The sequence below is a fragment of the Chryseobacterium sp. RU37D genome (assembly GCF_900156075.1).
Lineage (GTDB): Bacteria > Bacteroidota > Bacteroidia > Flavobacteriales > Weeksellaceae > Chryseobacterium.
In genome coordinates, this window is the sequence record NZ_FTMM01000002.1 from 18,058 (window position 1) to 32,728 (window position 14,671).

General features: G+C 36.6%; 9 protein-coding genes and 1 riboswitch. Of the genes, 8 read left to right on the forward strand and 1 reads right to left on the reverse strand.

Annotated features, from left to right (window positions below):
• Window positions 1-21: 21 nt before the first annotated feature.
• From BW926_RS01045 to BW926_RS01060, 4 genes are all read left to right on the forward strand, one after another.
• Window positions 22-930 (forward strand): type IX secretion system protein PorD, encoded by a 909-nt coding sequence (locus BW926_RS01045; protein ID WP_076443546.1) that lies wholly within the window; start codon window positions 22-24, stop codon window positions 928-930.
• A 65-nt stretch (window positions 931-995) separates the two neighbouring features.
• Window positions 996-2,645, forward strand: a complete 1,650-nt coding sequence (locus BW926_RS01050; protein ID WP_076443547.1) for a DNA repair protein RecN — start codon at window positions 996-998, stop codon at window positions 2,643-2,645.
• 131 nt (window positions 2,646-2,776) lie between these two features.
• On the forward strand, window positions 2,777-4,243 hold the full coding sequence (locus tag BW926_RS01055) for a DUF5687 family protein (protein WP_076443548.1): 1,467 nt from the start codon (window positions 2,777-2,779) through the stop codon (window positions 4,241-4,243).
• Window position 4,244: 1 nt separating this feature from the next.
• The gene (locus BW926_RS01060; RefSeq protein WP_076443549.1) at window positions 4,245-4,985 is read left to right on the forward strand and encodes an ABC transporter ATP-binding protein; all 741 of its coding nucleotides are present in this window, start codon (window positions 4,245-4,247) and stop codon (window positions 4,983-4,985) included.
• Between the two features lie 102 nt (window positions 4,986-5,087).
• Here BW926_RS01060 and fumC read toward each other — a convergent pair whose 3' ends face one another.
• The gene (gene fumC / locus BW926_RS01065) at window positions 5,088-6,482 is read right to left on the reverse strand and encodes a class II fumarate hydratase (RefSeq protein WP_076443550.1); all 1,395 of its coding nucleotides are present in this window, start codon (window positions 6,480-6,482) and stop codon (window positions 5,088-5,090) included.
• 322 nt (window positions 6,483-6,804) lie between these two features.
• On the opposite strand from fumC, the gene BW926_RS01070 reads away from it, so the two are divergent.
• From BW926_RS01070 to BW926_RS01085, 4 genes are all read left to right on the forward strand, one after another.
• A complete protein-coding gene (locus BW926_RS01070) occupies window positions 6,805-8,412 on the forward strand; it encodes a fumarate hydratase (RefSeq protein ID WP_076443551.1) in 1,608 nt (535 codons plus the stop codon).
• 95 nt (window positions 8,413-8,507) lie between these two features.
• On the forward strand, window positions 8,508-8,798 hold the full coding sequence (locus BW926_RS01075) for a hypothetical protein (protein WP_179077968.1): 291 nt from the start codon (window positions 8,508-8,510) through the stop codon (window positions 8,796-8,798).
• Window positions 8,799-9,097: 299 nt separating this feature from the next.
• On the forward strand, window positions 9,098-11,938 hold the full coding sequence (locus BW926_RS01080; protein WP_076443552.1) for an alpha-amylase family glycosyl hydrolase: 2,841 nt from the start codon (window positions 9,098-9,100) through the stop codon (window positions 11,936-11,938).
• A gap of 148 nt (window positions 11,939-12,086) precedes the next feature.
• Window positions 12,087-12,191: riboswitch (SAM riboswitch) on the forward strand.
• A gap of 94 nt (window positions 12,192-12,285) precedes the next feature.
• Window positions 12,286-14,670 (forward strand): TonB-dependent receptor plug domain-containing protein, encoded by a 2,385-nt coding sequence (locus tag BW926_RS01085; protein WP_076443553.1) that lies wholly within the window; start codon window positions 12,286-12,288, stop codon window positions 14,668-14,670.
• Window position 14,671: the final 1 nt, after the last annotated feature.

Consider the following 14,671-nt stretch of genomic DNA (forward strand, 5'->3'; position numbering starts at 1 on the left):
GTTCTCAATTTTTATTAGATAATGAAAAAATTTTTAAGCATATTTTTACTGCTGATTTTGTGTAATCTAAGCTTTTCTCAGGAAATATTGGCTACGGTTCAGGTAAATTCCCAGCAGTTGGGGGGAAGTAATCAGTCTGCGTATAAAGCCCTGGAGAAAAGTTTAAGGGATTTTATCAATAATACCAGCTGGACAGGAAAAAAACTCCAGAACTTTGAAAAAATAAAATCAAATTTTGCTATTGTTGTCAGCGAAAGAGACGGGAACAGGTTCAGGGGCAGCATTGTTGTACAGGCAGTCCGCCCGGTTTACAACACTACTTACGAATCTCCTCTGATTAACCTTCAGGACCAGAGATTTTCTTTTGATTATATTGAAAACGAGAACCTTATCTTTAATGAAAGACAATTCTCAGGAAAAAACCTGATCGATGTAATCAGCTTTTATGTATATCTTATTTTAGGTGTTGATGCAGACAGCTTCCAGTCGATGGGAGGAACTGAGTGGTTCCAAAAAGCCCAGCAAATTGCTCAGAACGGAGAATCTCAGAACACTTACGATGGTTGGAAACAGATCAACGAGCCGAGAAGCCGTTCTATTTTAATTAAAGAAATTATGAGCCCGAACTGGAGCCAGCTTCGTGCGACAAGTTATTCTTATCATAGAGCAGGTTTAGACAATTTGTTCAATCAAGATCAGACTGCGGCAAAAAAAGTGATTTTTGATGCCCTAATGCAGCTGAGACAATATGAAAACTCTTTCCAGCAGGCATATTATTTTAATCTTTTCATGGATACAAAGTCGGATGAGATCTTTAATATCTTTAATTCCGGGAACAACGGAGGGATTGTTTTAGGTGATCTTAAAAATGAAATGACGATTCTGGCACCAAAATTCATAGAAGGAAAGTGGAGCAAATGGAAACAGTAACTTAACTTGAATTCTGAAATCTAAAGTTCTATATTTGCAATAGCTAAAATAATCTGCTATTATCAATGCTTTCGAGAATTTACATTAAAAACTTTGCCCTGATTGATACACTTGAAGTATCGCTGCATAATGGCTTACAAGTCATCACTGGAGAAACCGGTGCCGGAAAATCTATCATTTTAGGAGCTTTAAGGCTCATCCTGGGCGAAAGGGCGGATGTAAAATCCATCTCAAAAGTAGAAGAAAAAAGCATTGTAGAGACAGAATTTGCCTTAAATAACCAATTCAAAAAGTTCTTCATCGAAAATGATCTCGATTATGAACATCAGACGATCATCCGCAGAGAAATTTTGCCTTCTGGGAGATCACGTGCATTCATTAATGACGTTCCGGTGACGCTGGATGTTTTGAAGGAGCTGTCTTCCAGGCTTATAGATATTCATTCACAGTTTGAAACGTCCAACTTGTTTACTTCCGAATATCAGTTCAAAATAATTGACGGGCTTTCCGAAAATAAAAAGCTTATCGAAGAATACCAAGATGAATTTTCAGATTTTCAAAGCTTAAAAATACAGCTTAAAAAGATTCAGGAACAGCTTTCTGAATCCAGAAAAGAAAGTGACTATAAAGATTTTCTTTTAAGTGAGCTGGAAGAGCTGAGACTTGATGATGTAGATTACGAAGAACTTCAAAACCAGCTTTCCATACAAGAAAATGCCGAAATGATTTCTGAAAACCTGGCTCAGGTATTATCAAGATTTCATCAGGAAGAAGTCGGGATTTTATCTTTCTTTAATGAAGCTAAAAATAAATTATCGAAAATTGCGGAAGTTTCAGCGGGCTTTGCAGAGCTTGATGAAAGGCTGGAAACATCTTTTGTGGAATTAAAAGATATCATTTCCGAGCTTGAAAATGAGTCGGAAAAAATTGAAATAAATCCAGAAAACTTGGCATTACTTGCTGAGGTTAACAATAAAATCAATTCTCTGTTCTTAAAACATAATGCTTCTGATATTTCAGAATTAAAAGAGATCAGAGATCAGCTGGCCGGCGATCAGAAAGGTGCTTCGGAACTGGAATCCCAGATTAAAGAAATTGAAGAAAATATTTCAGGAAAAGAAAAAATACTTCAGGCTCTCTCTGAAAAACTTTCGAAGAACAGAAAAAAAAGTGTTCCTGTTTTTATTAAAAAAGTAGAAGAATTGCTTAAAAAATTAGGCCTTGAAAAAGCTAAAGTTGATATCGAACTTCTAAATTCTTCAGATTTTAATCAGTTCGGGAGGGAAAATATCCAGCTTCTGTTCCAGGCGAATTCAGGCTTTCCCTTAAAACCGATTCAGACCGCTATTTCCGGAGGTGAAAGATCAAGGGTAATGTTGGCCGTAAAGAAAATCATTGCCGAAAGTGACGAGCTTCCGACTTTGATTTTAGATGAGATTGATACTGGCGTTTCAGGGAAAGTAGCCGAGGAAATCGGAAATCTGATGCGCGAAATGTCCGCTGATATGCAGCTTATTGTAATTTCTCACCTGGCACAGGTGGCTGCAAAAGGGAATAACAATTATAAGGTGGTGAAGCAGGATGTCTCTGGAAGAACACAATCGACAATTGTTCCTTTAAATGACGAGGAAAAGCTGAACGAAATCGCTCAGTTGCTTTCAGGAAGCAAGATTACAGAAGCGGCTCTGGCCCAGGCGCGTGAGCTTATAGGGTGAATTTTTCACAAAAAATGAACATTTTTAGAAAAACAGTATATTATTTGACATTATTTGTTTAAATTTTTTAAGTATAAGGAAAATTCTGTAACATTTTTAGGGTTATATTTACTAATGTAAAAAAGATAACTATGTTTTTTAAATTCCTGAGACTAGAAATCAAAAGCTTTTTCCGCGGGTCTTCTTTGGGTGTTAATCTTGCGATGAAAATTCTCCGTTTTATCGGGATACTTTATTTTATGACATGTCTGGTTTTAGCTGCATTTGGAGTTTTTTATCTCATCGAAGAAAAAATGCAGGAAAACCCTGTTAAAATTGTTTCCAGATTTTTAATTGCTGCCTGGGCCGTCGATCTGATCCTTAAATATATCTGGCAGGAATTGCCTACACAGAACATCAAACCCTTCCTTACGCTGAATATTCCTAAAAAAACATTAGTGAATTATATGCTGAGTAAGACTTTTCTTTCTGCTCTCAGCTGGCTGAATTCATTATTTTTCTTCACATTTTGCGGAATCGCGTTGTTTAATGGGTACAGTATTTCCGGTATTTTAGGTTGGCTGATCGGGGTTTCTCTGTTGTTTTACCTTAATAATTTTATCAATATTCTTTTTAATAATAAGGAGGCTGTTGCTATCGTTGTTGCATGTATTTTTGCCGCGGTTGCCGGACTGACCTATTATAACATCATTCCGATGTTGTCCTATTCTGAAAGATTTTTCTTCAGCTTTTTTGAAAGGCCCTATTTTGCTGTTATCTCAATAGTATCATTTATCGGGTTATGGAAGATATGTTTTAATCATATCCGTAAAGTTTTCTACCTTGATCAGGGGCTTGAAACGAAAAAAACTGTCGGGAAAACTGAAAATATTGCTTTCCTGAATAAATATGGAGCAATTGGAACTTTCATTAATAATGACATAAAAATGTTGAGAAGAAACAAGATCACTAAAGGTATTTTATGGGGAAGTCTCCTGTTTCTTTTTTACGGGCTGCTTATTTTTTCTTCATCAATTTACAAAACTCCGGCAATGATGATGTTTATGGGATTGTTTGTAACGGGAGGTTTCCAGTTTTTATTCGGGCAGCGGGTTCCGGCCTTTGACAGCTCCTATTATCCTTTGATGATGACATTGAATGTACCTTACAAAGAATACCTTAAGGCAAAATGGTGGCTGATGAATATAGTGACAGGAGCTTCAATGATTTTAGCCGTTTGCTATGTCTATTTCGGATGGGAAATGTATCTTACCTTTTTTGCTGCAGGAATTTATAATATTGGAGTTAATTCTCAGTTCACGCTTTGGTCAGGAGCTTTTAACAAAACGCAGATTGATCTTAATTCTAAAGAAAAAAGATTCGGGCAGAAGAATAGTTTCAATATGAAAGCTTTGCTGCTATTAATTCCGAAAATGATTTTGCCGATGGTGGTTTTTGGTCTTGTTCAGAAATACTTGGGGATTACGGCCGGTGTTGTCAGCATTGCCGTAATTGGGCTGATTGGCTTTTTGTTCAAGGAAAAAATCTTCAATATTATTGTAAGACATTATAAGGTAGAAAAATACGGCACATTAGAAGCATTCAAAAACAAAGATTAATATGATTACTATTAATAATTTAAAGAAAACATACGGCAATGCAACCGTTTTAAATATAGAGCATCTTGAAATCCCGAATGGAGAAACTTTCGGACTGGTCGGAAACAACGGAGCAGGAAAAACGACACTGTTCAGCCTAATGCTAGACCTGATCCAAGCTACTACAGGCTTTGTAAGCATCGACGGAATTAAGGTAAATGAATCTGAAGCTTGGAAAAATAAAGTTTCAGCCTTTGTAGATGATTCTTTCCTGATCGGGTACCTCACGCCGGAGGAATATTTTTATTTCATCGGGGAATTAAGAGGGCAGAACAAGGCTTCAGTAGATGAATTTCTGAAACAATTTCATGATCTTTTCAATGGAGAGATTTTAAATTCCGGAAAATATGTCCGTGATCTTTCAAAAGGGAATCAGAAAAAAGTAGGCATTGTGGGAGCCATTATAGGTAACCCGGAAATCATCATTTTAGATGAGCCTTTTGCCAATCTTGATCCTTCCACGCAGATCAAACTGAAGAATTTAATTAAGGAATTATCAAAGCAGGATGGTGTTACTTTCCTCATTTCAAGTCATGATCTTTCGCATACCACAGAGGTCTGCAACAGAATTGCAGTGGTTAATAAAGGCCAGCTGGTAAAAGATATCAAGACGAATCCGGAAACATTGAGAGATCTTGAGCAATATTTTGCTAATCAGGTCTCTAAACCTGTGGAAAATGTTGATATTAATGAATTAAAATAATACGCTTACTAAACCTTCAAGGTTTTTAAAACCTTGAAGGTTTGATTACAAATAAAAAACTCCAGTATTTCTGAGGTTCTTTATAATCAATATTTAATTCATTTATTTTAAACTTTCCACCATATCTTCCGGCTTTACCCATTCATCAAATTGCTCCGGAGTTAAAAGGCCAAGGTTTACAGCTTCTTCTTTTAGTGTTGTTCCGTTTTTGTGGGCGGTTTTGGCAATTTTTGCGGCATTTTCATACCCGATATGTGTATTTAGAGCCGTTACCAGCATTAAAGACTTATCAACCAGTTCTTTAATTCTTTCATGATTCGGTTCAATTCCAACCGCGCAATGATCATTAAATGAAATACATGCATCTGCAATCAACTGTGCAGATTGCAGGAAATTGTAAGCCATCACAGGTTTGAAAACATTCAGTTCATAATTTCCCTGAGTTCCGGCAAAGGAAATTGTGGTATCATTTCCCAAAACCTGAGCGCAAACCATCGTCATCGCTTCATTTTGCGTAGGATTTACTTTTCCTGGCATGATAGAAGAACCCGGTTCATTCTCAGGAATATGGATTTCCCCGATGCCTGAACGTGGTCCCGAAGCCAGCAATCTTATATCCTGCGCAATTTTATATAGAGAAACAGCCAGTTGTTTTAAAGCTCCGTGGGATTCTACGATGGCATCATGAGCAGCTAATGCTTCAAATTTATTTTCTGCGGTTACAAAAGGAAGATTCGTGAATTTGGCAATGTATTCTGCCACTTTTATATCGTAACCTTGAGGGGTGTTCAAGCCTGTGCCAACCGCTGTTCCTCCTAAAGCAAGCTCAGAAAGATGAGGTAAAGTATTCTTCAGTGCTTTGATTCCGAAGTTCAGTTGAGCGACATAGCCTGAAAATTCCTGTCCCAAAGTCAGTGGAGTAGCATCCATCAAATGGGTTCTCCCGATTTTAACAATATCTTTAAATGCTTCTGATTTTTGTGATAAAGTATCTCTTAATTTTTCAACCGCAGGAATTGTCGTTTCAACGACCTTTTTGTAGGCGGCAATGTGCATTGCTGTTGGATAAGTGTCGTTAGAAGATTGGGATTTATTCACGTCATCATTGGCGTGAATTTCAGATTTCTCACCCAAATTTCCACCGTTGTTGACATGAGCTTTATTGGAAATAACTTCATTTACGTTCATGTTTGATTGTGTTCCAGAGCCGGTTTGCCAGATAACCAAAGGAAATTGATCGTTGAGTTTTCCTTCCAGGATTTCATCGCAAACATTTGCAATTAAATCTCTTTTTTCTGTTGAAAGAACGCCTAAATCTGTATTGGTAAACGCAGCTGCTTTTTTCAAATAAGCAAAAGCTTCAATAATCTCGTGTGGCATAGAGCCTTCCGGGCCGATTTTGAAATTGTTTCTTGAACGTTCTGTCTGTGCGCCCCAAAACTTGTCCGCAGGAACCTGCACTTCACCCATGGTGTCTTTTTCTATTCTGTAATTCATTGTGATTGAAATTTGTTTTGATTTAACCACAAAAGGCACAAAAGATTTATTTAATTTTTAAAAGAATTTCAAAAGTCCACAAAATTGAAAATCAAAGATTTTCAAAAACTAATGTGTTCTTCTAAAGCAGTATTTATTAAGCTTAAAATAACTAAAGTGCTAAAAACTTTTGTGCCTTTTGTGGTTAAAAATATGTTCCTATAAAGTTAATGAGAAATAAAAACTCTCGCAATTTATAATCATTATAAATATCAATCTAAGTCGCTGATTTTACTCATGTTTTTTTGTGTAAGCCGTATTTTTGCAGGAATAAAAAATTGAAATGGAATTTAGATATCAGGATCCGTATCCGATTCAGAAAGATGATACGGTATATAAGAAGCTTACCTCAGATTATGTGAAAGTTGAAAAACTGGGAGACAGAGAAATTTTAACTGTAGATCCGAAAGGTCTTGAACTTCTTGCTGAAGAAGCCATGGCAGATGTTTCTTTTATGCTTCGTTCTTCACATTTAGAGAGTCTTAGAAGAATTATCGATGATCCTGAAGCTACAGATAACGATAGATTCGTTGCCTATAATTTACTACAAAATGCTGCTGTTGCTGTAGAAGGAGCTTTGCCTTCTTGTCAGGATACCGGGACGGCGATTGTAATGGGTAAAAAAGGAGAAAACGTTTATACAGGCGTTGATGATGGCGAGTATTTAAGCAAAGGAATTTACAACACCTATCAAAAAAGAAATTTAAGATATTCTCAGGTGGTACCTTTAACGATGTTTGAAGAGAAAAATTCTGGCTCAAATCTTCCGGCGCAAATTGATATTTATGCTAAAAAAGGAGATTATTATGAATTTTTATTCTTAACAAAAGGAGGAGGATCAGCAAATAAAACTTTTCTTTACCAAAAGACAAAATCTTTACTCAACGAAAAATCTTTGGAAGCTTTCGTAAAAGAAAGAATTTCAGATTTGGGAACGGCTGCTTGCCCACCTTATCACTTGGCTTTAGTAATAGGTGGAACCTCTGCTGAAGCGAATTTAGCGGCTGTGAAAAAGGCTTCTGCAAAATATTACGACAATCTTCCGACAGAAGGAAATGAAGCCGGACAGGCTTTCAGAGATTTGGAATGGGAAGCAAAAGTTCAGAAAATCTGTCAGGAAAGTGAGATTGGGGCTCAGTTTGGCGGGAAATATTTAACACATGATGTTCGAGTAATCAGACTTCCTCGTCACGCGGCTTCATGCCCTGTGGGAATGGGAGTTTCTTGTTCGGCAGACAGAAATATCAAAGGAAAAATTACCCAAGAAGGTATTTTCTTAGAGCAATTGGAACAGAATCCTAAAAGATTTTTACCGGATACTCCTCCACATTTGGAAGAAGCAGTTGAAATTAATTTGAATCAGCCAATGCCTGAAATTTTAGCAGAACTTTCAAAATATCCAATTAAAACAAGATTAAAATTAAACGGAACATTAATCGTAGCAAGAGATATCGCTCACGCAAAGATCAAAGAATTATTGGATGCCGGACAATCTATGCCTGAATATTTCAAAAATCACCCGATCTATTACGCAGGACCTGCAAAGACGCCGGAAGGAATGGCTTCAGGAAGTTTCGGACCCACAACGGCGGGAAGAATGGATGTTTATGTAGACGAATTCCAAAGCCACGGCGGAAGCATGATTATGCTTGCAAAAGGAAACAGAACAAAAGACGTGACTAATGCCTGCAATAAATACGGAGGCTTCTATTTAGGTTCTATTGGCGGGCCGGCTGCGATTTTAGCAAAAGACAACATTTTGTCTGTTGAGGTAGTGGATTTCCCTGAATTAGGAATGGAAGCGGTAAGAAAAATCGAAGTAAAAGATTTTCCGGCATTTATCATTACGGATGATAAAGGGAATGATTTCTTTGCAGATCTTGCACATTAAATTAATTTAAAATCAAAACAAATTTCAAAATAGGACATTTACTATTTGTTTAAAAAACAAAAAAGTCCTACTTTTGCCTAAAATCTTTAAGAAAAATGATAACTATTTTATCAGCATTTTGGCCGTTTTACCAGTTCCTTTGGACAATATTTTTCTTTACTATGTTCCTAGTAGGTTTCTGGTGTATCTTTATGTTCTTCGGATTAGTAATTCCAATGTGGTTGACAGAAGGATTAAAAGAATATTTCGGAAAAGTTAAACCTTTTGATCCTGAAGATATCAGAAGAAAGAATATTTATGAGCAGGAAGGCGTAGAAGTAATCTTCAACGAGCCTAAAGGTAACGGGCCTTTCTTACACGATGATCACGGACACGGACATCATTAATTGATTGTCATTGTTTTCTCACCTGAATTCTGAGAAAGCAATATCAAAGCAAAACAACATATATTAAACCACTTATTTTTTAAGTGGTTTTTTTGTTGTAATGTGTTTGTAAAAACCGTTAAAATTAGGCCAAATTGACAAACTCATTCGAAATCAGGTTTAATATAATTAAAAATTAAAAAAAATCTAGTCAATGCATAGTTTGTCAAGGTGTTAAAAAAAATCATTTTTTCAATTAAATATAAATAATTCCAGAAAATAATTTACATTCGTATCATACTAACTAAAAAAGAAACTTTATGAAGAAATTTTATTCCGGTATTATGCTGTTTGTTATGGCCGTGGTTTTTGGTCAAATCAGCTATACCGTTACTCCAAATCCTTTTAATGAAACAGATGCGATTACTCTGACGATACCCGGAAATCAAATTGATGAAACTGGGTGGGGAGTAGTGAATAATGCAATTTATATCTGGTCATGGTCATTGGACACAAATTACCAGAACAGCCAAGATTGTCCTACCAACGGGGGCTGGAACAATTCCAATGAATTGAATAAACTAGATTACAATTCTACGACAGATACATATTCTTTATCGTTTACCCCAACTACTTTTTATGGAAGAACGGGGATCGGTAGATTTGGATTTTTATTAAAAGATAAAACAGGAGCTCATCAAACTTCACCGGATATTTTTGTTAATGTTGGAGTTTTAAATTTAAATATGACCAATCCTGCGGCAAACAGTTTGACATCTGTTCCAGCAGGAAATTCAATCAATATTACTGCGTCAACGAATGTAAATGCTACTTTTCAGTTAAAGGCCAATGGAACGGTTGTGAACTCTACTTCAATACCTTCACAATCTTATTCTTATAATTATACGGTGACGGAAGATGAGAATATGGAGTTGATAGCAACGGATGCCAATTCAAATACAAAAAATGCAACTTTCATGCTGCAGGTTCCTAGAAATGTAATTTCTGAAGCTATTCCTGGCTGGATCAGACAGGGAATCAATTATCATCCAACTGATAATACAAAAGTAGGCCTGGCTTTGTATGCTCCAGCTAAAAATTTCGTTCATGTCATTGGAAGTTTCAATAACTGGACGGTGAATGATGCTTATTTAATGAAAAGGGATACCACAAACCCGGATTTATACTGGATAGAACTGAGCGGTTTGACACCACAGCAATTATACACTTTCCAATACAGAACAAACGACCTGAGAAAAGTAGCAGATCCTTATTCTCCACAGATTTTATCTTCTTATGATGACCAGTGGATTTCACCTTCCACTTATCCTAACTTGCCTTCATTTCCGGCAGGACAGGGCTTTGAAGTTTCAACATTTAAAACAGGCCAGACTCCCTACAATTGGCAGGTGACCAATTTCGCAAGGCCGACGAAAGAAAATCTTGTGGTATATGAAGTACTGCTAAGAGATTTCACACAGGAGAAAAACTGGCAGTCATTAATTAATAAAATTAATTATTTAAAGGGCTTAAATATCAATGCTATTGAGCTTCTTCCGATTATGGAATTTGAAGGGAATCTTTCCTGGGGGTACAATACATCGTTTCACTATGCCTTAGATAAAGCGTACGGTACACCGGAAAAATTCAAAGAATTTGTTGATCTTTGCCATCAGAACGGGATTGCGGTGATTTTGGACATTGCCTTTAACCATGCTACAGGCCGTTCACCACTGGCAAGGCTTTGGAATATAGATCCTGATGGTGACGGCTATGGTGACATTGCTGCCAACAATCCCTATTTTAATCAGGTTCCGAAACATTCCTATAATGTATTCAATGATTTCAACCATACAAGCCCTTCAACTAAATATTACGTTGAAAGATGCCTGCAGCAATGGCTAACGGAATATAAAATTGATGGTTTCCGTTGGGATCTTACAAAAGGCTTTACCCAGAGTTGCTCCGAAAGTGATGAAACCTGCACTAACGCTTATCAGCAAGACAGGGTAGACATTATGAAATACTATGCCGACAGACAATGGGCGATTGATCCTAATTCTTATATGATTTTTGAACATCTGGGAACCGATCAGGAAGAACAACAATGGGCAAATTACAGAGTTGCAGAAGGTAAAGGTGTAATGCTTTGGAATAAACAGAATGATGCTTATAACCAAAACACAATGGGCTATAAAGAAAACAGTAATTTCGATAGAATGAATCACTCGCTTCATGGTTTTTCAGAAATGCGTGCAATGAGTTATGGAGAAAGCCATGATGAAGAAAGATTAATGTTTAAAAATCTTGCTTACGGAGCGGTTAACGGAAGCTATGATGTGAAAAATCTGAATACAGCTTTAGACCGTATGAAAACTTTCGGAGCTACATTCTTCACTATTCCTGGCCCAAAAATGATCTGGCAATTTGGGGAATTAGGATATGAATTCAGTATCAACCGATGTGCGGACGGATCCATCAACAGCGGATGCAGAACAGATGAAAAGCCTATTGCCTTCACTTTAGGATATGATACAAATGCCAACAGAAAGGCAGTTTATGATACCTGGGCAAAAATTATAAGTATCAGAAATTCTTATCCTGTTTTCAAATCAAGAACATACAGCGTAGAGTCAAACAATCTGGAAAATGATCCTAATGGATTGATTACAAGGATTTACGTCTATGATAATACTTTAACTAACGGTGTGAAAAACATTGTCGTATTAGCCAATTATACTACAGCATCTCAAAATGTTGTTCCGTATTTTCCTTATGTAGGAGAATGGCAGAATTTAATGGATAATTCTGTGTCTAATATAACGTCTACTACAGCTCCCATTACGCTTCAGCCGGGCGAATTCAGAATTTTTGGGAATTATGTGGGAAGCTTATCGGCAATTGATGAAAATGCTGCCAGCAAATTATCTCTTCAGATTGCAGATAACCCAGTAAAAAATGGCTCAACGAAATTAATTTATCATAAAGCCAAAAACGCTTCCATCGAAATTTACGATATGAGCGGCAAAAAAATGGATTCATTCAGGTTAAAAAATGAAGACGGAACCTATGATTTAAAAGCAAATTATCCACCAGGAACCTATCTGGTTCACCTAAAATCTGAATCAGGAATTGCCATTCAAAAAATGATTATTCAATAAAAAAAGAATATAACATACATTTAACAGCCACAAATTCCCCTTCCATAGGGGTATCAATAAAGCGAAAAAGAGAGGTAACAAGCCTCTCTTCTTCATTTCAAATTCTAAAATTTTGCCAGATAAAAAATAATAGTCTACTTTTGCAGTAGATTTATCAAGAAAGGTGGAGGGATTTGGCCCTGAGAAACCTTAGCAACCAACACATTCTCTGTGCAAAGGTGCTAATTCCAACCCATTTGGGGGAAGATAAAAGTAGATAGTCATGCTGTTATTCCATTTTTCTTGAAGTCTTGCATTGATGGATTTTATCCATTCGGATTTATTATTAATTTTGCAAAAAACAAAAGATGAAGAAACTAAGCATTTCTATACTATTGCTTGGAGCGGTTTTTGTATCAGCTCAGGAAAAAGAACAACAGATTGAGGATGTTGTCATCGTAGGAAACCGCAATACAAAACGGACTAAATTAGAAACCCCGGTTCCGGTAGATGTCATCAATATCGAGAAAATTCAGCAGGCTTCACCACAGATTACCGTTCAGGACTTGTTGAATTATGTTATTCCTTCATTCAACTCTGTAAAACAGTCCGCCTCAGATGGGACAGAACATATTGACCCTGTTTCATTAAGAGGAATGGGACCAGATCAGGTCTTGGTTTTGGTGAATGGTAAAAGAAGACACACAACATCATTGGTCAATTATCAAAATACAATCGGAAATGGTTCTGTAGGAACAGATTTGGGGACAATCCCGGTGATAGCTATAGACCGTATCGAGGTTCTAAGGGATGGAGCGGCAGCGCAATACGGCTCTGATGCCATCGCAGGAGTGATCAATATTATTCTTAAAAAAAATATCGGAGGTTCAGCCAGCCTTAATTACGGAATTTCCGGAAGAAATGATGGAGAAACCTATCAGGCAGCGGCTAATTACGGAGCTTCTTTAGGAAAAAAAGACGGCTACATCAATCTTTCATTACAGCTGAGTCATAAAGGAAAAACAACAAGAACACAGAATCATGATCTTGATATATTTGGGGATCCTATTAAAACAGATGACCAGATTCTTGTGGAAAAAGGTTTAACAAGGGATGCTTTTAACTTTCAGATTGGAGATGCGCAGATCAGACAAGCTCAATTATTTTTTAATTCAGAATATCCTTTTAATGAAAATTTTAAACTCTATTCTTTCGGAGGTTTCAGCATAAAAGAAGGAGAAGGCTTTGGTTTCAGAAGGCTTCCGAGCGAAACTTCAAACAATGTATATTCCATTTTTCCCAACGGTTTTCAGCCGGTTTTGGGATCAAAAGTATATGATATTTCTTACGCTCTTGGAGCAAAATATAATGTAAATAACTGGTTTTTTGATCTAAGCAATACTTTCGGGAGCAACACTTTCAATTATGATGTGAGCAATACGGTAAATGCTTCATTAGGAGCAAAATCTCCAACAAGCTTCTATGCGGGAGCACACAGTTTTCTTCAAAACACTATAAATCTTGATGTTTCAAAAAATATCAGCAACTTTAATATTGCTTTTGGTGGAGAATTCAGGTTTGAGCAGTATGACATCAAAGCCGGTGACGAAGCTTCATATGCCAGATATGATATTAACGGAAATATAGCTGTTCCCGGTTCTTCTGTTCCGGTAGTTGGGGCTGGAGGATCACAGTCTTTCATTGGTTTTTCACCGGATAATGCTTTAAGAAAATCAAGAAATTCAACAGCCGTTTATGCAGATGTTTCTTATGATTTAGATAAAAAATTAAATATCGACCTTGCCGGAAGGTTTGAAAATTATTCAGATTTCGGTAGCACTTTAAATGGAAAATTAGCTGTAAGATATGAATTTGTGAAAAATTATGCGATTCGCGCTGCGGTAGGGACAGGCTTTAGGGCTCCTTCGCTTCAACAGCAGTATTTTAATAATTCTTATGCAGATATTTCAACATCTGGAAATTCAATTGTCACAAAAGGAATTTTTAACAATGACAGTGAGGCGGCAAGAATTTTAAATTTTGATAAATTAAAACAGGAAACTTCTGTGAATGGAAGTGTCGGATTTACTTTAAAACCGGCAAGAGGTCTTTTCATTACTTTGGATGGGTATTTAATTAAAGTAAAAGACAGAATTGTCATTACAAGTAATATTACAGATTCCAGACTGGCAGCATACGGCGTTGAAAGCGGAAGATTTTTCGCCAACGCCATCGATACAGAAACAAAAGGCGTAGATTTGGTCGTTTCTTACGACTGGAAATTAGGAGGCGGAAATTTAAACATCAATCTTGCAGGAAATTACACTGAAACAAAAATCACAGATTTTCATTTTCCTGCCAATCTGCAAACTCCGCAAAACGAATTTTTCGGGCCAGATCAGATCAACATTATAGAAACTTTATCGCCAAAAACAAAAGCTACTTTGGGCTTAAACTATGGTATTGGTAAGCTTAATTTTCTGGTTCGAAATACTTATTTCGGGAAAGTAATCAGAGACGGATATCCTTTCGGCGGTGTTCAGGAATTTACTCCAAAAGTAGTGACAGACGTAAGTGTCGGCTATAATTTCACGAAAAATATTAACCTTACTGTAGGAGCCAACAATGTTTTTGATGTTTTCCCGGATCTGCAGATTTACGAAAATTCTTATTTTGGAGTTTTCAAATATGCTCCTGTCCAGATGGGAACTTTGGGCAATTATTTCTTTGGAAGGCTTAATTTTACATTTTAAT

Bases quoted from the DNA above. Each gene is read 5' to 3' on its own strand.
- BW926_RS01045 (WP_076443546.1), top strand. From the start codon at position 22: ATGAAAAAATTTTTAAGCATATTTTTACTGCTGATTTTGTGTAATCTA.
- BW926_RS01050 (WP_076443547.1), top strand. From the start codon at position 996: ATGCTTTCGAGAATTTACATTAAAAACTTTGCCCTGATTGATACACTT.
- BW926_RS01055 (WP_076443548.1), top strand. From the start codon at position 2,777: ATGTTTTTTAAATTCCTGAGACTAGAAATCAAAAGCTTTTTCCGCGGG.
- BW926_RS01060 (WP_076443549.1), top strand. From the start codon at position 4,245: ATGATTACTATTAATAATTTAAAGAAAACATACGGCAATGCAACCGTT.
- fumC (WP_076443550.1), bottom strand. From the start codon at position 6,482: ATGAATTACAGAATAGAAAAAGACACCATGGGTGAAGTGCAGGTTCCT.
- BW926_RS01070 (WP_076443551.1), top strand. From the start codon at position 6,805: ATGGAATTTAGATATCAGGATCCGTATCCGATTCAGAAAGATGATACG.
- BW926_RS01075 (WP_179077968.1), top strand. From the start codon at position 8,508: ATGATAACTATTTTATCAGCATTTTGGCCGTTTTACCAGTTCCTTTGG.
- BW926_RS01080 (WP_076443552.1), top strand. From the start codon at position 9,098: ATGAAGAAATTTTATTCCGGTATTATGCTGTTTGTTATGGCCGTGGTT.
- BW926_RS01085 (WP_076443553.1), top strand. From the start codon at position 12,286: ATGAAGAAACTAAGCATTTCTATACTATTGCTTGGAGCGGTTTTTGTA.